This is a genomic window from Serratia sp. SCBI, from assembly GCF_000747565.1.
In the GTDB taxonomy this organism is placed as follows: domain Bacteria; phylum Pseudomonadota; class Gammaproteobacteria; order Enterobacterales; family Enterobacteriaceae; genus Serratia; species Serratia ureilytica.
Genome location: NZ_CP003424.1, coordinates 3,216,285 through 3,237,032 on the forward strand (window position 1 = coordinate 3,216,285; position 20,748 = coordinate 3,237,032).

At 58.8% G+C, this 20,748-nt stretch carries 14 protein-coding genes; 1 reads left to right on the forward strand and 13 read right to left on the reverse strand.

The window, feature by feature from the left end; all coding sequences use genetic code 11:
* From SERRSCBI_RS15130 to SERRSCBI_RS15145, 4 genes are all read right to left on the reverse strand, one after another.
* Positions 1 to 5,787, reverse strand: coding sequence for a non-ribosomal peptide synthetase (locus SERRSCBI_RS15130; RefSeq protein WP_042784955.1), 5,787 nt, complete (start codon positions 5,785 to 5,787; stop codon positions 1 to 3).
* Positions 5,788 to 5,821: 34 nt separating this feature from the next.
* A complete protein-coding gene (locus tag SERRSCBI_RS15135) occupies positions 5,822 to 6,691 on the reverse strand; it encodes a hypothetical protein (RefSeq protein ID WP_033650782.1) in 870 nt (289 codons plus the stop codon).
* Positions 6,692 to 6,799: 108 nt separating this feature from the next.
* Positions 6,800 to 7,375, reverse strand: a complete 576-nt coding sequence (locus SERRSCBI_RS15140) for a LuxR family transcriptional regulator (protein WP_004935315.1) — start codon at positions 7,373 to 7,375, stop codon at positions 6,800 to 6,802.
* A 705-nt stretch (positions 7,376 to 8,080) separates the two neighbouring features.
* Positions 8,081 to 8,371: a hypothetical protein gene (locus SERRSCBI_RS15145; RefSeq protein WP_004935318.1), complete on the reverse strand. Its 291-nt coding sequence runs from the start codon at positions 8,369 to 8,371 to the stop codon at positions 8,081 to 8,083.
* A 245-nt stretch (positions 8,372 to 8,616) separates the two neighbouring features.
* Between SERRSCBI_RS15145 and SERRSCBI_RS15150 the strand changes: the two genes are divergently transcribed.
* A complete protein-coding gene (locus SERRSCBI_RS15150; RefSeq protein WP_004935320.1) occupies positions 8,617 to 8,844 on the forward strand; it encodes a hypothetical protein in 228 nt (75 codons plus the stop codon).
* Positions 8,845 to 9,109: 265 nt separating this feature from the next.
* Here the strand turns inward: SERRSCBI_RS15150 and SERRSCBI_RS15155 are convergent, their stop codons facing one another.
* Genes SERRSCBI_RS15155 through SERRSCBI_RS15195 form a run of 9 tightly spaced genes read right to left on the reverse strand, consistent with a single transcriptional unit; the run spans position 9,110 to position 20,736 of the window.
* Positions 9,110 to 9,463: a DUF6277 family protein gene (locus tag SERRSCBI_RS15155; RefSeq protein ID WP_033632662.1), complete on the reverse strand. Its 354-nt coding sequence runs from the start codon at positions 9,461 to 9,463 to the stop codon at positions 9,110 to 9,112.
* A 25-nt stretch (positions 9,464 to 9,488) separates the two neighbouring features.
* The gene (tssM, locus tag SERRSCBI_RS15160; RefSeq protein WP_033643653.1) at positions 9,489 to 12,968 is read right to left on the reverse strand and encodes a type VI secretion system membrane subunit TssM; all 3,480 of its coding nucleotides are present in this window, start codon (positions 12,966 to 12,968) and stop codon (positions 9,489 to 9,491) included.
* 35 nt (positions 12,969 to 13,003) lie between these two features.
* Entirely contained in the window at positions 13,004 to 14,515 is a 1,512-nt protein-coding gene (gene icmH / locus SERRSCBI_RS15165; RefSeq protein ID WP_033643654.1) for a type IVB secretion system protein IcmH/DotU, read from the reverse strand.
* Positions 14,512 to 15,870: a type VI secretion system baseplate subunit TssK gene (gene tssK / locus SERRSCBI_RS15170; RefSeq protein WP_021505816.1), complete on the reverse strand. Its 1,359-nt coding sequence runs from the start codon at positions 15,868 to 15,870 to the stop codon at positions 14,512 to 14,514. The genes icmH and tssK overlap by 4 nt, the downstream gene beginning before the upstream one ends.
* A 1-nt stretch (position 15,871) precedes the next feature.
* A complete protein-coding gene (locus SERRSCBI_RS15175; RefSeq protein WP_033643655.1) occupies positions 15,872 to 16,378 on the reverse strand; it encodes a type VI secretion lipoprotein TssJ in 507 nt (168 codons plus the stop codon).
* Positions 16,379 to 16,387: 9 nt separating this feature from the next.
* Complete coding sequence (locus SERRSCBI_RS15180; protein ID WP_033643656.1) at positions 16,388 to 16,753, reverse strand: PAAR-like domain-containing protein; 366 nt, start codon at positions 16,751 to 16,753, stop codon at positions 16,388 to 16,390.
* Positions 16,754 to 16,759: 6 nt separating this feature from the next.
* Positions 16,760 to 17,374 (reverse strand): DUF3540 domain-containing protein, encoded by a 615-nt coding sequence (locus tag SERRSCBI_RS15185; RefSeq protein ID WP_033643657.1) that lies wholly within the window; start codon positions 17,372 to 17,374, stop codon positions 16,760 to 16,762.
* Complete coding sequence (locus SERRSCBI_RS15190) at positions 17,367 to 18,521, reverse strand: pentapeptide repeat-containing protein (RefSeq protein ID WP_232230711.1); 1,155 nt, start codon at positions 18,519 to 18,521, stop codon at positions 17,367 to 17,369. Before SERRSCBI_RS15190 ends, SERRSCBI_RS15185 begins: the two co-directional genes overlap by 8 nt.
* On the reverse strand, positions 18,511 to 20,736 hold the full coding sequence (locus tag SERRSCBI_RS15195) for a DUF2169 domain-containing protein (RefSeq protein WP_042784957.1): 2,226 nt from the start codon (positions 20,734 to 20,736) through the stop codon (positions 18,511 to 18,513). Before SERRSCBI_RS15195 ends, SERRSCBI_RS15190 begins: the two co-directional genes overlap by 11 nt.
* Between the last annotated feature and the right edge of the window lie 12 nt (positions 20,737 to 20,748).

Consider the following 20,748-nt stretch of genomic DNA (forward strand, 5'->3'; position numbering starts at 1 on the left):
TCACGCCTCCTCCGCCTGGATAATCCCGTCTTCGGCGCGGATTTCGCTGTCGGGCGGAAGGTGGGCGATCGCGATCGCAATGGCCTGAAAACGGCGTCCTACCGCAACGATGGTCTCCTGAGCTATCTCATGAGAATCATAAAACAGTGAAATGGCGAGCCGTTCCGCTTCGGGGAACAAGCACAGCACCGTCTGGTGGTTACTGCCGCTGACGATATCCGTCACCCGGAACGTAAACGGCAAGCGCGGATCCTTCTGCGGTTGCGGCATGTTTTCAAACACAAACAGGCTGCCGAACGGCGAAGTGGGCACCCATTGTTCGTCGTAGCGGTTCAGTTCGGAAAAGGCGTACTTCTGCCTCAGCGTCTGGGAATCCGCGATATCGGCCAGCAACGCATAAATGGGCCGGCGGCGAATCGCCTGCAGGCGCAGCACCGGGCTGGCGACACACAGGCCAAACAGCGTCTGCACCTGCTCAATGTCCGCCGGGCGCTCGCTCATGGTCGTACCGATCGCGATATCGTCACAGGCCAGCGCTTCGGCCAGCGCCAGCATCCAGGCCAGCTGCGTCAGTTGATTGACCGTGATCCCCTGGCGCCGGCAAAACGCGGTGAGGCTTGCCACCTGTTCCGCGGTGAATTCCGCGCCATATTGCCGCATGCGTCGCCCCTGCGGCGCGGCATCCGGCGAAGCGCTCAACGGCAAACGTTGGTTGACCGGCGCTCCGCGCAAATAGTCCGCCCAGAACGCCTGCGCTTCGGGATCGTCGCCGTGCGCGCGCACATAAGCGGCGAACGGCTCAAATCGGTTAATTTCCAGCGCCGGCGCGCGCCCTTCCAGCAAGGTGAGGTAGTCGTTGAACCAGTGTTCGAACAGAACGCCGAGGGACCAACCGTCGAACAAGATATGGTTAAAGGTCTGCACCAGATAGTGCTCATCGGCGTTCAACTTGATCAGGCGCCAGCGGATCAACGGCGGCGCATCCAGCTCAAACGAGGTTTCTCGTTCCCGGGCCAACAGCGCCTCCATCCTTTCTTCCAGCGAGGACGGCGGCGCATCGGTCCAATCCTCGATCGCGATCGGCGCCTGCAGCGTCTCGCAGATGAAGACGTTGGGCCGCCCACGGCGGGTTTGATCGCCAAACCCGGCGCGCAGCATTTCAAATCGCTGCAGCGCCAGCGACCAGGCCTGGTTCAACACCTCCGGCTGCAGCGGGCCGGCCACCTCATAAACGGCCTGATCGATCTGATACTCGCGGTTAAGCCGGTTGAAATACATCAGTTCCCGCTGCGTAACCGTAGCCTCGAAAACGGCGGCGATGCGATGACGTTGCTGCCAGTGGTCCAACTCGGCGAGGCTGACGTCGGCATGGGGGAAGTCCCCCGGGCTGGCGAGGCGAACGCCCTGGCTCGCCTCGTGGCAACAGTGTTCGACCAGCGCCGACACGCTCGCCCTATAGTGCGAACCGATCCGGGCCAGCGTCGCCTGCGGCAATAAGCCCGACATCACGATGCTCAGCCGGTCGCCGTGCACGTAGAGCACCAGATCCAGCACATTGTCGCTCGCCGGCAGCGCGCCGTTTTCCAGATCCGCCGTTTGGTCGATCAAGGCCCACAAGGCGTCGTCAGTCTGTTCGTTAAAGACGCCGAGATAGTTGAATGAAATGGCCGGCAAGCGGTGGCGCCGCAGACAGGCTATCGCTTCGTCGTCCGACGCTGAACCGTATTTCAGCGCCGAATAGCCGATGCCGTGATCCGGCATCTTTCTTAATGTGTCCTTGATGGCGCGCAGCGTGTGTTTTGGGCTCTGATGCGCGGTGATGCGCAAAGGCAGTAAGGCGGTGAACCAGCCGACGGTGTCGTCGAGCTGGATCTTATCGTCATTGATATCGCGGCCATGGTGTTCGAGCGTCAGGTAACTGTCCGCACGGCCATGCCAGGCCTGCAGCACCGGCGCCAGCGCCGCCAGCAACACCTCGCGGGTCGAGGTGCGGTAGGCCTGATGACAGGTGTCCATCAACAGCGTCGTCAACGCCGCGTCGCACTCTAAGCGGCAAAACGCCGGACTCTGCGCCCCCTCGCTGAGCGTGGCGTAATCGGGTTGCCCGGCGATCATCGCCAACCAGTAAGCGCATTGGTCATGCCGGCTCGCCGCGTAGTGCCTTAACGTCTCGCCCCACTGCCGGTAGCTGGTGCCTTTCGCCGACAGCGATTCCCCCTGATGCAATCGTCGCATGTCTCTGACAATGATGCGCCAGGACACCACGTCGATGATCAGATGATGGAATGCGCAGAACATCAACGCGTAGCCGGGCGCGCTGCTGTCGAAAATGTAGACGAAGCGGCACAGCGGCCCTTCTACCGGATCAAACCCCGATTGCCATTGATGCAGAAGTTCGGCGCGGCTTTGGCGACAAAGCGCCAGGTCATAGTATCCCCATGAAGGGCCGCCGTCGGCCACCGACAGATAGCGCTGCGCGACCAGCGCGCCGGCATCGTCGGCGCTAAACCGCGCGCGCAGCATGTCATGGCGCGACGCCAGCCCGTTGACCAGATCGGCCACGCGCTCGGCGGACATCGGCGGCACCCGCACCAAAAAAGTCTGGTTGAAGAAAGCGCGATGTTGCGGCGGCTGCTCGTTGTACCAGCGCTGAATCGGCAGCAATTCGAATTCGCCCTGCAGCTCGCCCTGTTCATTGAGCGGCGCAATCGCGTCCCGTTGCTGCAAGATGCGCTTGGCCAGCGCCCGCGCATTCCGGGTTTCGAACACCGCACGCGAGTTGCTGTGATAGCCCGACTTGCTCAATTCGCTGGTGAACACGATGCTTTGGATCGAATCGCCGCCCAGACGAAAGAAGTCGTCATCCACCCCAACCCGTTCAACGCCGAGGATCTCCGCCCACAGGGCGCAAATCAACGCCTCCAGCGCATTCTGCGGCGCGGCATATCGCTCGTTTTGCGCGAATTGCGGAGCGGGCAGCGCCGTGCGATCCAGCTTGCCGTTCACCGTCAGCGGTATCTCGTCGAGCGCGACATAGCTGGACGGCACCATGTAATCCGGCAGTATCCGCTCCAGCCGGGCGCGCAAATCGGCAGGATCCAGCGGCTCGCCCCGCGCCATCAGCACATAAGCGGCAAGGCGCTTGCTATCGCGATGGACGACATCCACCACGACGCATTTCTCGACGCCCTCCAGCGCATTGATCGTATTTTCTATTTCGCTGAGTTCAATTCTGAAACCGCGAATTTTTACCTGGCAATCGTTTCTGCCGAGATACTCCAGATTGCCGTCGCGCAACTCTCGCACCCGATCGCCGCTTTTATACAAGCGTCGCCCGTTCAACGTAATGAAACGCTCTTGCGTCTGCTGCGGCTGGTTGAGATAGCCGCGCGCCAGCGCGTCTCCGCCGATATACAGCTCGCCGGCCAGCCCTGGCGGCAACGGCTGCAGCCAGCGATCCAGCACATGAAGTTCGCGCCCCGGTATGGCTCGCCCAATCGGGATGCTGCTGCGGGTTTCATCCGCCGCGATGGCGTACATCGTGGTGAACGTGGTGCATTCCGTCGGGCCATAGCCATTGATGACCTGCTGCGGGCGGTTGGCTTGCCGCACCAGGCGCTGCATCAGCGTGGCGGTCAGCGCCTCCCCGCCCACCAGCAGACAGCGCAGCCCGGCGAACAGGTCGGGGTGACTGAGGTAAAGATGATCGAACAGGCTGCGCGTCGCCCACAGAATCGATACCTGCTGCCGACGCAGCAAGGCTTCCAGCTGCGGCACATCGCCGGCGATATCCTCCGTGTCGCGCACGACGACCAATTTGGCGCCGTTGAGCAATGCGCCCCACACCTCGAACGTCGCCGCATCGAACGCCGGACTCGAGAGGAAGAGCAGCACATCATCGGGCGTGACAGCGATGCCGGACGCGGTCGCCAACCCGCACATCGCGTGTTGCTCGAGCATCACGCCTTTCGGGATCCCCGTCGATCCCGAGGTATAGATCACCGCGCCGAGCCGGTCGGCGCCGGTGATGGCCGGCAGATTCTGCCGCTCGTGCGGCAGGCGGTTCAGATCGCCCAGCGTGAGGACGGACACGGCGTGCGGCATCATCGCCGCCAGCGCCTCGGCGGCCGACTGCAGGCTTTCCCCGGCGATGAGCACCGGCGCGCGCGTTTCTTCGAGAATATGCCGAATGCGCGCCTGAGGATAATTGCAGGAGAGCGGCACATAGGCCGCACCGGTTTTCAGCACCGCCAGCAGCGCCACCACCATTTCCAGGCTTTTCTCGCTGTACAGCGCAATCAGCGTGTCCGCCTGAGGGGCGACCCCGGTCAGCGCTTGGTAGCGGAGCGTAATTTCGCGCGCCAGGCTATTCGCCATGCCGTTCAGCTCACGGTAGCTGACATGCAGCCCCTCAAACTCCAGCGCAATCTTATCCGGATAACGCAGCGCGATCGCCTCAAACCGGGCGCTGAGGGTTTCTCTCGGCAACGCAGGGACCGCGTCGTCATCTGGCGGCATGTCGGCGGCGGGATAAAAGGCGAGGTGGCGTAAAGGCGCGTCAGGCGCGCGCATCGCCGCTTGCATCAAACGCATGAAATGTTCCGCGCAGTCGCGCATGTCATCTTCGTCAAACATGTCCTGACGAAAACGCAGCCGGAACTGCAAGGCATCGCTGTCGGCCCGATCCTCATATTCCAGGGAAAGCGACGCGCTGGCCATATCGTGGTTGGCTTCAAACAACGGCGAAGTGGCGCAATCGGCCAGCGCCAATGCCGCATCGCGCAGGTTGGTTTGGGCAAAGGAAATCGGCATCGCGCGGATCCCCAGCGCCTGCACCACCTGTTGCGTGGGCAGTTGGTTAAACCGTTGGCGCGAGTGCGGCGCCGCGGCGGTAATAAACGCCAGCGCGCGTTGATAAACGGCGGCGAAGCCTTCGCCGTCACGCAGCGCGAGGGGCATCACGCTGGTGTTGACATGCCCGCCAAGCGCAAATCTTTGCCCCTTTTTTATCGACACCGGATAGCTGATATAGACCGTTTCCTGATTGCCGCTGCGCGCCATCAAGATGCCCCACAGCACCAGCAACGCCAGAAAGTCATTCATTCGCCGTATTCCCGCGCCCTGTTTCAGCGCTTTCCATTGCGCTTTGGGCACCTGGAAACGCAGCTCGGCCGCCTCATCGTTTCGCACGGCGCCGCTTTTCTCAAAGGGCACGTCTATCGCGCCCAAATTTGCCGCTTCGGCCCGCCAGTGCGCCAGCGCTCCATCGGCGGCCAGTTGTTCCACCTCGCGCTGCAGCTGCCGGTTGATGGCGGCAATCTCGGTCGCCTCGAGGCGGGTCGATAGCCGCTGTTGACCATAGTACTGGCTCACCAATGAGAAAAACTCGTCGGAAGACGCGCCGTCGATCACCAGATGATGGCCCACCAGCGCCAGGGTATAGCGCCCCGGCCCCTCGGCGAAAAGCGCCCAACGATAAAGCGGCCCGCGGTAAATGTCGAAGGGCTGGCGAATCACTTGGGTCAGCAGCGTGCGGTCCGTGTAATGCTGCAAAGGATGGATTGCGTCATTGCGACGCCAATACAGTTCGCCATTCCGTTCATGAATATGGCTGTTCAGCAGGACATGATCTTGCACCAGCGCATTCAGCGCAGCTTGTAATCTGATGGGATCCAGCGCGCCCTCAATACGCTGCAGCACCAATACGTTGTAATTACAGCCCTCTGGATGGCGGTCATATTCATCGATAAAAACTTTTGAATAGGGTGATACAGGAATCTCTTCCATGACAAACACTCCATTTAGAATACACGTGCCCTGCTTAACGGCGATCCATGCGGCATACCCAAACCTCTTTCGGCATCAGCTCGCTTATCTTTTCTGAGTAATAACCGATCAGCATGTTGATGCGCTTTTCTGCAATGACCTCCGCCGCCTGAGCGCAAATCGACTTGTAAAAACCAATAGGGATCATCACTTTGCAACGGCTATGCAGGTGCCGACAAACGCCGATGGCCCAGGAAAAACACTCCCTGGAGGGATTGGAAATATCCAAAAGTTCGGCACACTCACTGGAACAGCCAATCACAGCGTAGAGATTGCCTTTATTAATATAATGAATTTTATGATACAGAGGATGTTTTTCAATATATTCAAATGCGCGATGATCTTTTTCTCGCCCCAGATTATTGATAAAGCTGGCCTGCCGCGCTTGGTCGCCCTCGGTAAAACGAAAGGCCATAAACTTATCAGGCTTTAAGGTTAATTCGACGAAGGGATAGATTTGCGTATTGGTCGTTAAATACTTTCTAAAAATCTTTTCATAAACCCTGATCTTCCTGTCATCGGAAAAGCAGATATCCGCCGCCACATCCGAACGCCTGGCCTGCAGGAAAAAATCTTTCAAGACGGTGGAAGATTTGACCTGACGGTGGATCCCAAGATCGCCAAGCATATTGACATTAAAAGACAATTCATTGATTTTAAAAGGATAAAAACTGGATACAAACATCCCGAGATAACGTTCTTGATCCTTGTAAAATATGCCCGTTTTTTCCATCGGCGCCCCACAATGCGGATCGAGCAAATGCTTCCAGTGCAGGAAACGCTCCCCGCCCAAATCTCTGCCATAAAGCTCTTGCAATAATTTGAAATGATTATGAGAAACCGCTTCTCTCACAAAGACAGCCATGTTTTATCTCCCTATAAAACCGATTCCATGCCGGGCGGAAATCAATAAAAGATGACCGCTCAGCGCCGCTGATAATACGGCGCCGGACCGTTCGCTTCCTTTCCCTGATTAACAAGAGTCGCTGTGCATTTTTAACCAGCGCAAGAATTCAATATTATTATCGATGTTCAGTTTTCTCATGGCCGAACGTTTATGAATGCTCACCGTCTTCGGGCTGATGCCGAGCAACATCGCCGTTTGGTTTTGTGAATAGCCCAGATGGATTAAACGGCACACTTTCCCCTCGCTAAAGGTCAACTGGGTACGACAACGCGGGCAATAGCTTGAAACCAAACTATTTTTCTTGCGATAGCAGAACATGACCTTGTCCACGATCGCCGCCACGCTGTCTTTGCGCGTAATACTTCCGGCTTCCAAATTGCAATGAATTTTAGGGAATGTCTTTTTATGCTCCAATATTGAAAAATAGAGCGGAATAGAAGAAAAGTTGCCCTGCAAAAGCTGGGTATGACAAAAATTTATGGACACCCGCTTGTCCGGCGCCCTGAATATGATGTTGGCACGTTCTTCTCCCGTGATCTTGGCCTTAATGCCATTCGTGAGAAAACCTTCTTGCAAGGCAAGACTCAACCCCAGCTTGAAGAATTGATTTTTATCCACAATAGCGATATTGACGCGCTCCATTAACAAACCTCCCTTTTGACTACGCTTGCTCACTCTCCTTACTGCAATATCATTGCTGTGATTATTTTTTGTTTTAACGTGCTTTTTAATAAAAAAGCGTTATAGGCGAAGCAAAAAAGACCTTGCCTCGCAAAAGTGCATTTTATATATAGGTTATATAAATCATCTGCCCTGGAGAGCATACAAAAGCAAGACGCGGTAAGCTGCCGCGCTTCGCAAGGGAAATTGTTATCGTAAGATATATTTATAAGGCATCATTGCCATCAGCATCACGGTGCTAAGATTTTTCTCTGATACGTTAATTTTACTCCAAGAGCGCAATATATCCAGATAAATATCGAAAAAACACATAATATAGAACATAACATTGCGCGACATTGATTGTTAAGAGAATCCGTTTATGCATTAGGAATTTACTTATGATAAAGGCAGGATAATGCTTTTTTCGCACGAGGCGGCGGGGTCATCGCAGACCCTATTAAACAGAGTATAACCATATTCATTTTATTGTAAAAAAATTGCATAAAAAAAAGCTACACTTTATGGCAGTAAGTGATTCCCGCCCTTTCATGTAGACGGCAACAAAAAAGAAGAAGGCGAACCCATCGGCCGCCCGCGCAAGAAATGCCTGGTAGGAGTAACGATTTTTCAGGAGTGATGCGCAGCGCAGAAAGATAACGCGGCATCGTTGACGAGCGGGATGATTTATATTTTTTTTATCCTCATCAATTTTTTAGCCTCCAGGCAGGAAACCAACCCGAGGTGATCTTTTTTTAGCTGCTTGTCGCTCCCAAGAGGAAGAATGACTTTGAACGTTTGCAACTTACCGTGATTATTATAGATATCAAAGACTATCACCGGCGGGCCATAACCCAGGATCATGCAGTCTAAAAACCGCAGAACGGCGCAGCCCAAGCGGCTCCTGGCCTCCCGGATGATTTTATCCGCAAGCTCATCATACCGGAAAGGTCTTTCCGGCGTCGTCAATACCTTCATAAGGTCTCCCTTCTGGTATATATCATTCCGATTTAAAATAATAACCTCATAAAACCGCCGCCGTTCAAGGCGAGTAAGATATAAAAACCAAGGCTTCGGCAATATATAATCTAACGATGCAAAATCAATCTAACAAAAAACACAATAGTATAAAAAAACAGCACGAGTTTTATTGAAAAAATGACCTGATTTGCAATAATGAAATTGCCTGAAGTAAAGGGCTAACTGAAAAAGGAGTTTCAATCATGAAAGAACTATCCGCAGTAGAAATTGAACAAGTTAACGGTGCTGGTTTTTTTGGTGACGTAGGCACACTGATTGGCAGTGCGGTAGGTACAGGTATTGATACCATTTCCGCGATTGCCGGTGTTAACCCGGATGCCAAAACCGTTGTCGGCACCATCGGTAAAGGTATTGGTCTGGCCGTCGATGCGCTGATTTCCAGCGGATTGCAGATCATCTCTAAACTGTAATAACAACTCATAATCATCCCTTCCTATTTTTTAATTCGCTTCATTTTAAGCACCTTCGCGGGTGCTTTTTTTTACACCAAAGAATCAAAAAATAGATAAGGTCAGAAAAACCAATATCCAAAAAAACAGGCTGGGTATCACCATGATAAAAAAACCCATGCGTTTATTGGCGTTTTTGAGCATCCAGTCATAGATCATCGCAACACTCCTTGTGAATACCAGGAGGCATTTCCGCCTCCCGGTATTTTATCCATCGAGTTTTTGATTACAGTTTCGGCACTTTGGAAAAGAAGTCCGCCATTTCGTGCGGGAACCCTTTCGCAATCGCCGGACGAAGATCGTCCATGGAAACATTAAAATCTTTCGGCTGCTCGCTCGTTTGCATTTTTTGGTGTGCGTTCACATTCGATTGCAGACCATTAAAAATGCCCTTCATATTGCCGAACATATCATCGCAAGATTTTGTCACATTACTCATGACCGACTTGGCCGCATCCGGCCCCGACATTTGAATATTGCTGACGCCTTGCATAAACGGTTGACTCAGCGACGATTGGGAATTGGTGCCCAAATTGCCGCCGGCCTTCATGGTTTCTAAAATTTTGGCTGGATCTAACATGTTTATCACCTCTTTACGGTTGTGTTTACATCGCTTTCGGGCACGAGAATCCTCGCAACGCCCGTGACCAAAGTGGGAAATCTTTCATCGTCGAGCGCAATTCCAGTTTGAGCACGCCCACCACCGACGACATCGACATCGTCAGCTCTCGCCTGTCGCTGGCGAGCGGCACGGGATTGCTGGCGTCGAACATTCGGAACAAGGCCCAGGGCCCGTCGAAACTGGCGACCTGGATCTGGCCGGTGCCGGTGCGGAAGGTGAGTCGAACATAGCTGCCGCCTTTCGGGCCCGGCCAATCGATACGGGTAGGCTGGCTGAAGCCATGGCTGTAGTTAATCACCTGCCCATCGATATCCAGGGTCGCTTCCGTAATGGTCGGCGTCAGGGACAACGGCCTGATGAACATGGAGAAGGACAGCTTGTCGCCGGCGGTGAAGAAGGTATCGCGGATCAGGCGGGCATTTTCAAACGCGCCCAGCGTGCTGGCATTGACGATCCCCTCTGAACCCGGTTTGGCATTCCATTTCTGCGCGTTGACGTCCACATAAGGGGCCAGGTTCTCATCGAAGAACTGCTGCATCGCGCCGCTTTGGCCAAACATGCGCGAGAAGTCCTCGATGCCGACCTCCGCTCTGGCGTTGCGCGAGAATGGATAACGCCCGCTGATGCTGCTCTTGCACAAGCCGGAGGCCAGCGACGAAGCGCCTTTGCTCAGGTTCTTTTGGCTCTGCTGAATAGTCTGGCTGTCCCCGACCTGCAACAGATCCATCATCACGCTGCGCACCGGTTCCGGCTGGCGCGCCGCATCCAACTGCAGACGCTTCAGCGTGCCTCCGGCGGGCACCACCTGGCCGCCGCGCAGCGAGGTGGACAAGGTGGTCAACTGGCTGTACAGCGCTTCGAAACTGCGGCTCAACGGATCGTTGCTGGCGTTGGTGGTCTGTAACAGCTGATAGCCCAGACGCCGCAGCAGCTCGAAGCGATCTTCCACCGCACGTTCCGGCGTGAGACGAAAACGCGCGCGCTCGCCGGAAATCTCGCCGAGGATGTCGCGCCGCTGCTGCTCGATGCGGTTGCGCTGGCGATCGAACCAGCTTGCCGCATCGCCCTGGTTGGTGCCGGTCATGCTGGTTTCGCGCGCGGCGAAGCGCACCAGATTGGCCAGCGGGGAAGAAGGGTCGGACAGTTGACGCGCCAGGATCGCCGCATCCTCAAGCCCGTTGACCGGCCGGGCGCGCACGTCGCGCATGAAAGCATCCCATTTGTCGGCATACTCGATGAGGTATAGCTTCCTCGCCTCGTCGGCCAGCTTCTGCGCCGAGGCCAGCGAGTTCACCGCGTTTTTCCCTTCCGCGCTGTCGCGCAGCACCCAGGACTCTTCTTCGATCATGTCCTTGGCGGCGTCATCGAGCTGCGCCAGGAAAACGTCGCGATAGCTGGCGCGGGTATAGAACCCCGGCACGGCGGTATCGGTGACCGTCGCCTGGCTCTTGCGGCGCAGCATCAAGGAGACGTTCGGCCCGGCGGCGTCGGCTAACGAAATATCGTTGATCGCCGCCGGCAACGGTTTCTCTTCGATGCGGCGCACCACCCGCACCTGCATCGGAATGTTCATCGCTTTCACCCGCGCCAGGCGCAGCAGATCGCCGTTCATCTTCATGACCGGCGCGTCCGGCAAAGAGAACATCTCCCGCAGATGGTAAGCGAAGATGCCTTTGTTCATGTCGGTGTAACCCTGCGGCATAAAGGTTTCCCAGCGCGCCATGAACCAGTCGACCAAGGCTTCGGCGGAGCGATGCGAAGGTTCGCCCATCATCAGGTACACTTTCAGAGTGCCGTAGACGTCCTTGTTGGACGCCGAGACGTCATTCTTGAGTTCGTCCGCGATATAGTTTTCCACCGCCGGCCAGAAGATCTGCAGCAAATGGCGTTGGTAGGTTTTTTGCGCCGCGCTGTTGATCAGCTTGTGCTCGAAATAGGGATTCGGCACCGGCGACACTTCGCCGCCCAATTGCGCGTTCATGTACCCCAGCTGCTCATAGGCGGAAATGACATCGTCGCTGACGCGGTTAGTCACCGGAATTTCGCGCACGATGCGCTTTGTCTCATCGAAGCGCGCCGCAATGTAGGAGATGTAATCGCTCTCCCACAGGTAACGCATCGCCAGCAGGTTAAACGAGACCGCCAACAGAATGAGCACCAGCACATAGCGGCCCAAGGAGCTCATGCGGCTGCCGAGCGGCCTGGCGTGCGAAGACTGCTGCATCACCCCGCGTTCTTGCCGGGCGTAATCCAGCTCCGGGTGATAAATGCGCCCGGTCGGGCGAGCTTCATAGATATCCGCCGCTTCCGCGTTGTAGATCGCCCCCTGCGGCGGCAAGGCGATGGTGCTGCCCAGCCACACCTGCTGCAGATGGCAGGCGTAGCCCACCGGCGTTTGCGGGAAGATCTGCTCTAACAGGGAATACAGCGGGTTGCCCAGCGACCCCAGCGATTCAGTGAAGAACAGCAGCTGTTGGCGGTTTTGGCCGTCCGGCGCATCGTGCAACAGTTCGAGCACGTGATGGCTGACGCGCGCCACCATCTCCCGGTAGAGGGTTTCATACTGCTCGAAGGGGGTTTCTCCCTGTTCGGCGCGGTTCAGGCTGAAGCCCATGCCTTTTTGCAACAGATCGTCACCCAGCATGGACAGGAAGGTCTCGCCGCCGACCAGTTGATCGAGGTGGCTGATGGTGAGATAGACCGGCAGCTCGCTGCGGAACCACGAGGCCATCTCCAGCAGGCGCACGCGCAGCGCGTCGGCGACCGACTTTCTCTCCGTCAGCGAGGCGTGCAGCAACCAACGCGCATCCAGACACAGCATGATGCCGTCGATGCCCGGATGGCGGCGATGGCGGCGGATCAGTTTGAACAGGGTGTCGCGCGCCCTGGCGCCCTCTTCCCCCAGGCCGTTCAACTGCAGCCATTCGCCGGAGGTGTCGACATACACCGAATTCTCCGCCAGCCACCAGTTGCAATCCTGGGTCGGCCCGACGTCCACCGTCTGCTGCAGGCCATAGTGCTCGGCCAGCAAGAAGCGTTCGCCGCTTTCGCCGATCAGCGAGGTTTTGCCGCTGCCCGGCGGCCCGATGACCAGAAACCACGGTTTTTCGCTGACGTAACGGCGCGTCAGGCGGTATTTGAAGCGCTGCCAAGGGGTGCGCTGCTTCGCCGTGCCGACGTACTGCAAGGTGCGCAAGGCGTCGTAAAAGCGCGAGGTCACGCGGTCTCGCTGGGCGGTCTTGCGTTTGGCCGGGGCCGGCGCTCGCGCGTGGCGGAACACCCAGGATAAGAACGTCGCCACGAACGGCCACAGCGCCCAGCACAGGATCAGCGCGATGATGATGCCCCTGACCCAGACCGACAGCAGCGGCCGATAGGTGCCGATGGCGATCAACGGCCCAATCCACCACACCACCGCACACAGCAGCAAGGCAATCACCAATATGAATGATCTACGTATCATATAATTTCCTTATTATCTCTACGCCGGCGGATGTCTTAGTTATCCTCGGGGACCTCGGCGGCTACCCCTGCCTGATTTAACGTTGCAGACGGTGAAGCCATCTCCCTCTCGCCGATTTTCCAAAGGATGTCCACGCGGCGGTTGCGGCGGCGCCCTTCTTCCGTCGCGTTGTCGTCCAGCGGCTCCTGATCGCCCTTGCCGACCGATGTCACGGTGCGGTTGTATTTACTGTTGGCCAAGGATTCGCGCAGCTTGTCGGCGACCGTCTGCGCGCGAGCCTCGGACAGTTTCAGGTTGGAGTTGTTGGAGGTGTTGCGATACGGTTTGTTGTCGGTATGCCCGATGACCTCCAGATCGCCCGGCCACGGCGCCAGCGCTTCCCCCAAACGCTCAATGTTGCGTTTCTTTTTAAACTCTTCCGACAGCTTCGACTGCCCGGTGGCGAATGCGCCGTCGGAGGTGAAGATCAACAGCCAGCCGCGCGGATCGGCGCGCACCTCCAGCCACCCTTCGCTGAGGATTTGCGGCAGCGGCTGCGGCAGCGTCTCCATGATGTTGATTTTGCGCGGCTGCGGCGGCGTCCAGGCCAAAATGGCGTTGCGCAGCGCGCGGGACTGATCGTGCAGATACCAGGCGGCCGAGGCATACGCCAGCAGCGCGATGGCCAGGCCGTAGCACAGCAGCTTCAGCGGCGTGATGCGGGTGGCCTTGCGCACCACGTTGCTCGGCTCGGCATCGGCCAGCGTCTGCGTCGGGTTCTGGCTGTACAGATAGCCGTCAAGACGGTTGCGCACGTCGGCCAACAGCACCGCGCCGCGTTCCATTACGTGGTATTGCCCTTCGAAGCCCAGCGACAGGATCAGATCGTAAAACGCCAGGATCTCCTTGTTGCGCGGCGAGGCGGCCAGATAGGCCTGCAGGTGCTCGAAGCATTTTTCCCCGCCCCAGGCGTCGCGATAAAACTCCACCAGCAGGCTGAGATTCAGTTCGCCGGATTCGAGCGTGCTCATGCAGCACTCATCCACGTAGGAGCACAGCAGATAGGCCAGCTTGTCCACATCGCTCGGCGCGATGTGATCCGCCAGCAGCGTCTGCTGAAACTGTTGGATCTCACGCACGATCTGCGCGCGCACCGCGCCCGGATTCAGCTGTTTCTGATCGCGCACCCGCTCCACCTGCAGCAGGACCGGGATAGCGGCGGCGATCAGCGGGTTGTCCCAATGGCCCATCATCACGCCGGGCTTGCTCAGCGCGGCGCGGCCGAACAGCCCGCTCGAGGTCGGCGCCGCCTCGGCCGGGCGCTCGCCCGGCGCGGGCTCGCTGCTTTCCGGCGCAACGCTTTCCGCTTCATAAGGCTTGGGTTCGGGGGGCGTCGCCACCCCGGCGCTTCCCGGCCGCAGCTTGGCGGCCAGCGCCCGCGCGCCGAAGGACAGCGCGGCGATCTCCGCCGTCGTTTTGCCCACCGAGCCGGACGCGGGAAGGCGCGGCGTCGCGTTGTTGCGCGTTACCGCCATCGCCTCGCGTATTTTTCTCTCGAATTCGTTCATCCCACCCTCCCTTGCCTTAATCCCCAGACGTCAAAACGCAGGTCGGGGAAATCACCCACGATGCTGAGCGCCATCGCCGAGCCGGCCATCATTTCCTTATAAATCGGGTCGGCATGATCAACCTCGAAATAGATGCTGTTCGGGTAATACGGTATGTGCCGCGGCGGCGAGGCCATCGGCAGCAAGCGAGCGCCCGGTAATTGCAGATCGATCAGCTGAATGATTTTCTCGACCGGCCCCAGTTTGACCTGCGCGGGGAAATACGAGCGCAGATGCTCGATGGACAAACCGCAGCTGACGGCGAACACCAGTTTTTCCAGGCGCAGCTGCGAGTCGTTCGGGCACAGATAAATGCTGTCGCCGCGATCGATAAACGGCAACGCCACCGCCGGCGCTTCGATCACCAGCGACAGCGCGCGGCGAATCGAGGCGAACAGCTGGAAGTAGCAGTTGTGCGGTTCATCGTGCAGATACACCAAATCGGCCCGATCCCAGAGGCGTTCGCCGCCGGGAATGATGCTGAGCCGCCCCAGCAGGCTCAGCAACGTGTCGAACAGGGTTTCAGGATGCACCTGCGGGCTGGCCAGCAGTTGGCTGATGCGCAAATTGAACTCGCTCAAGGTTTGCAGCAACAGCAGTTCCAGCAGCTCGGAAAGCCCGCCGATCGTCATATGCACGTCCGGGCGGAAAACCGACTCCAGACGCTGGCTGATCAGCCCAAGCAATTCGGTGGTGAACGCGGGCAGCCAGCCGATGGCGCGGAAATCCAGCATCGGCGGCAAGGCGCGCTCATCCAGCAGCACCCGACGATCGCTGGTCAGCTCGCGCACGAAACCGACCGGCAGCACGCTTTCCGCGCTGCTGACCGCGTCCTCCAGGCTTAGCCGCGTCACCAGGCTGCCCAGTTGCATCGTGCACACGCGCGGGGTCCCCTCCAGGCTGACGCCGTGGTTGCGATCCGGCACCTCGGCGTCCATGGTGCGAAAACGGCTGCTTTTTCGCGCATCCTGGATAAGATCGATCTGGGCGTTGCCGGCGATGTCCATCAGCACGGACAGGCACACCACTTTCCCCTGGCAGCCTTCTCCCAGCACCAGCGGCGGCGGCAGCGGAATATCCTCAGGCATGCTGAACGCCGTGCCGTCGGGGAAAACGCCCTTGGCTTTCTTCAGCGCAAACTTGCCCTGTTCCAATAGCCCGTTGTCGATCTCCAGCGTCAGGAACCCCCAGGTGAAGGTTTCGACGCTGCGCAAGCGCGCTTCAATCAAGTGCTCGAAAAAACGTTCCTGCTGCTGGAAATGCTGCGGTTCCATCAACATGCCTTCTACCCAGGCGACGCGTTGTTTAGGTAACATGTCATTCATCCATTTTGTCGTTAGTCACTATGCTGAGTGACGTCATCCCCACCATCACCTTCATTTGCGAATCAGCCTGCGCAGGGGACTTTTGCTCGGCGAGCGGCAACACGCCGCTGATTTGCTGAAACTCCGCCCCGACGACGACCCATCGCTCTTGCCCCGCCGGCACCTCGAAGCGATAACGCAACGTCTCCCTCGGTTGCAAAATGCTCTGGTGCCGGCTCAGCGCCCCTTCCGACGGCGCCGTCTCGCGGCAAGGGGCGCCGTCGCCAATTCCCTCAGGCATCCACCCCGATCGATTGGTTTCTATCACGCACACCTTGACCGGCTGCGCCTCCCCGGCGGCATTCGGGTTCACGTTGTCGTTGGCGGTCACCTCGACGTCGATAAACCGCAACCGACGCCCCGCATCCGCAGCCTCATCGTGAGAAAACCAGCTGCATCCGCCGAGCATCCCCACCGCCAACAGTCCCCCTGTCGCAATCCCCCGGAGCGTTTTCACCATGCTGAACTCCTATGCATTAACGAAACATTTGGTCTGGCTCGGCGCGACCTGAGTGCAGACCATGTTGTTGTTGTTCGTCGTGCTGGAATCACCTAGCCGCGTGACCGGCATGCCGCCGGAGAAATACTTACCCGATCCCTGCACCGGCTGCGCCTGGGCCGAATGCGTCCCCGAGGCAGCGCCGATCACTCCGCCCGAATCGGCGGTGGCCACACGAGTGGTGCCGAGGTTTTGTTCATTGCCGCCGGAAATGAAAATGTTAGGCACGTTCGGTATGCCGGTGTTGTTGGGCGAGGTGTTCGGGCCCGGCGCCGGTATCATCGGGTCGCAGCCGGCAAAGCCGATCCCGCCCATGTTGGTATTGGCTGCAGTCATGGTGGTTTATCCCATATGTATCTGGCCACCGTCGATCTTCAGCACCGCCGAAGACTTCAGGGAACCAATTTCACTGTTGATGACGAGGGATTGCCGCGCATCCTGAATGATGTGCTTGGCCAGCACCTCGTCGGTTTCCTCCACCCGCCGGCTCGCGTGCTTGCTGCGCACAAACAGGCGTTGAGAGATTTGGTGCAGCGTTTCGGCAACCCAACGGCTGCTGCGCGTCAGCAGCGTGAAGTGCGGGCTGCGCAGCGTCAGCCGCTTGCCGCCCTGCAGCTCTATCTCCGGCGCCACGATGCGCAAGTTGGCGCAGCGGCTGTCCAGCGTCATAACGGCGTTCGCCTGTTGCCGCGACAGGATCTCGGTGATGACCAACTTGTCGCCGTCGGCGATGACGCAAACGCGATCGCCCGCCAGCGGCTGAACCAGGCAGCTGGTGGCGACCGCCAGACAATGCGCGCGCATGCCGTCGACATACAGACCGCCGTTGGCGTCGGCCGCCAGCGTCACCACCTTGCGCCCCCCTTGTTCGGGAAGCGGAGCGCTGCGCACCAACTGCAAAGGCGTCACCCTGGCGTTGGCATAGACCTTCTGATGCTCTCTTCTGGATTTATACATATCTGCTTACTCCTGTTGGCCGTTGATACGACGGTTGCCGCGGCCCCGGTTGTTGATGCGCATACCAGGCGTCGATCGCGCTCAAGAACGGATCGGCGGTAAGCGGCACGTTTTCGGCGCGATGACGCTGCGCGCCATGCAGGCGAGCGCTCTGTTGCTGAGCGGCGGTCAACGGCTGTTCGATCAGGTTCGCTTCCCGCAGCTCGGCCTGCTCAAGATTGGCTAACGCCAGATCGCACGCCCTGAATTCCGCTTGCGGCAAGATGGCGCGCCCCCAGTTGGCGCCGCCCATCGCACATTCGCTGAACCGGGCCTTCTGCCCCTGCGCCAGGATCAGCGTCGCGCGCTCGAAATCGCAGCGCAGCGCCTGCGCTTCAGCGAAGATCGCCGAGGTCAGATCGCTGTCGGCGAACGAACACCCCTCCAGCTCGCTACGGTGAAAACTGGCGCCCTGCAGCTGTAGCTGAGCCAAAGTGCAGCCCGACAGGCGGCAGGTGAACCAGATGCGCGCCTGCCCCGCGATCGTCTGCCAGCTGCACGTCTCCAGCCGGCAGCTCCCCATGATGTGGCGCTCGAGGGTCGACGCCTGCCACAGGCACTGCGTGAGTTGGCAGGCGTACCAGTTGGCGTCCTGTATCACGTCCTGGTGAAACATCAGGTTGGTCAGGGTGCAGGACTGCACGGCCAGATGCCCCAGGCTGCTGCGTTCAATTTCCGCGCCGTTGACCTCGCACCGGATCAAACCGCAGTCATCCAGCAGACAATCGCCGACGTAACACCCCTGCAGCGTGGTGTCGTTGAACGCCAAATTGCACAGCAGCCCCTGTTGCAGCGTCAGGTTCTCAAACCGGCATTCGTTGAACGACAGGCGCATCAGGCTGCCGCCGACCACGTTGACCTGCTGCAGGGTGCAGCCCTCAAAGCGCACCGCCCGCAAATCACAGCCTTCAAACGTGACGCGTTCGAAATGACAGTCGATGAAAAAGCAGTCGCTCAGCGTCAACCCTTTCAGCTCGCGATCGTGAAACCGGCGTTTCTTGAAGATCCGCGGCATGGGCGGCGTCTGCGCCACCGCCTGGGCGACCTCCAGTTCGATCGCCTCTCGGTCAGGCAGCGCCTGTTGAATCACGCGGCTTTCAGTTTTCATGCACATAGTCCCCATGAATGATTCTGCGCGGCACCCAACACGCGCGCTCCAGCAGACAACCGCTGAACCGCGTGCCGGCGTCCTGCCAGGTCATCGCCAGATGCGCCGCCGCCAGATTGCACTGGTCAAATTCCGCATCGCGCAGATCGGCGTTATAAAACAGGCCTTGCTGAGCGCTGCTGTTTTGCCAACGTGAGTGCGTCAACAGGCTGTCTTTAAACCGTACGCCGGCCAGATCGCAGCCGGCGATCGCGCAGGCCGTCAGATCGGCCTCGTCAAAGTTGCATTCAGTGAAAACGCTGTACATCAGTTGGCACTTCTCCATGCGCGCCGCTTTCAATCCCACTTTGGTGAAACAGCTATCGCTGAACACGGCGTGGGAAAAGTTCGCCTGCATGCCCGCCGTCAGGCTCTCGACGCGGCAGCGTTCGAAGCGCACGCCGCGCCAGTTGCCGCCAATGAACGAGTTTTTGGTGAGCGTCATCTCCAGCGCAACCGCCTCTTCGGCGAGGCAGCGGTTAAACACGCACGCGTCCAGCTCGCCTTGCAGAAACTGCGCGCGGATCAGCGTCGCGCCATTAAACATGCCGTTGCCGATCGCCGCGTGTTCAAAGCGGCTCGCGGTGAAATCGCCCCGTTCGAAAACGCAGTTATCCAGCTTCACGTGGTCGGCGCGCAGCCCTTGCCCCTGAGGCTCCGCCAGCGTCACCCGTTCGAAGACCGCCTCTTGCCACACGCTTTCCGCCAGCAACGGCTTTTGCAGCGTGCACGAGATCATGCGGATCTGGCGCAGCGCCGCCTGCGTCAAATTGACCGCATCAAAAACGCAGTTTTCGAAGGTGCAGCCGTCGAGGGAAGCCTGCGAGAAATCGCAGCGCTCAAAGCGGCACTGCAGAAAATGCCGGCCCGACAGCGCCTCGCAGCGCAAACCGGTGAAAGTCTTCCCTTCCACGGTCGCGCTATCGGGGAAAAACGCGTCATTGCCGTCTTCGGCGGGAAGATCCGGCAAATCGGGCAACGTCACGGAAGCGGGCTCCGCCGCCGCTTGTTGCTGGTGCAAGGCGATCGCCTCGCGGATGCGTTGATAGAACACGGCGGAATCGCCCAGAGAGGTGGGCGACGGATCGTAACGCAAATCGCTGGGGTGATCCGACACCGCCTGGATGACGTTCAATCCCATCTCCGCCGGCATCAGATCCGGATCGAACAGAAACTCAAAGGGCGAGGCGTCATCGTCGCTGCGCTTGCGGAATACCTGTTGGAAATAGTCGAACGAGCGCGGCGCATCGCAGCGATCCAACGCCAGCATGACGGACTCGATGGACTCGTCCAGCAGATGCGTCAACGGCGCATTGCCGGTGAAGATAAGCAAAGCGATGTCGCTGTCGGGCAGGAACCACAGCGTTTTGCGCTGCAGCTCGATTTCCTCGAGGCTGTCGCTATCGTGACGGCGGATGAACGCCCGTCCGCGCACCGCCGGCAGCTCGCCGCGAATCGCCTCGCTTTGCGCGCCGACGCCCTGCAGCTCGAAGGGCACCCGATCCGGCCACGCCGCTTCCGGCAACCACTGCGCCGGCGGCGCCATCTGGAAATAACGCCGATCGATATTGGCCGGCAGCCCGGGGAATGCCGTCTCGAGATAGGCTTTGCCGGCGATCTGGCCCGCCACCTTATCGATGTGCGCCTTGCGCAGCGCAAACTCGTGCGGCACCGGCGCCGGCGCCGCCAGCGGAGAGCGCTCCTGCGCGGTCCCCTCGGCGGACAGCGTCATCAGCAGCGGCCGCAGCCCGTCATTGCAGCCGCGGCCAAACGGGTTCTCCTTGTTGTCTTTGCCGCCCCAGGCGGAGGTGTGATCCAGCGGCACGCTGAGGAAGGGTTCCACCTCCATCGCGCCGCGCCGTCCCTCGCCCTCGACCCGCCAACGGCGCTTCAGCCCGCCGATGTCGGCGCTGACATTCAGCGTTTTCACCGGCTGACCGATGCCGGCATGGCCGGCGATCAGGTATTCGGCGAACGGCTTCGGCTCGGCAACATCCAATATCGGCAGGCTGAGCGGCACGCGCTTCCATGCCTCCCAGATTTCGGCTTCGTTCACGAAGTGCTCAGGCCGGGACAGGTAGCATCCGGCCACGACGCTGATGCCGAGCCGGCTGTCTGTCCCGATCTGGTAACTTCCTTTAATCGCCACCAATTGCTGTGGCCGTATGATTCTCATTGCCGCGCCTCG